The 216-nt window shown below is 38.9% G+C and carries 1 pseudogene; it reads right to left on the reverse strand.

Annotated elements, in window-relative coordinates:
* Positions 1 to 195 (reverse strand): annotated as a pseudogene (locus DW269_RS12865) (ISNCY family transposase); the annotation flags it as partial.
* Between the last annotated feature and the right edge of the window lie 21 nt (positions 196 to 216).

A 216-nucleotide genomic window follows, 5' to 3' on the forward strand; every position in this document is an offset into this window, starting at 1 on the left:
TGATGCATCCATCTGTATCATCTCACCCGCATACTTTGATCTAGGACGTCTAGGATGTGCATCCTGTTCATCAAGTATATTGATTGATTCCTTTATCTCATTCTTCACCTTTTCTGAAGCAGTGTCTTTCATTCTTTCTTTAAGTTTTTTCTTAAAGGCTTTCTTTGTTTTTCTTCTGGCCTTTGGAGAGAGCACATCCTCAGCTCTCATCCAGTT

Origin of the sequence: Catenibacterium sp. AM22-6LB, from assembly GCF_003435615.1 — a bacterium.
GTDB classification, from domain to species: Bacteria; Bacillota_I; Bacilli_A; order Erysipelotrichales; family Coprobacillaceae; genus Catenibacterium; species Catenibacterium mitsuoka_A.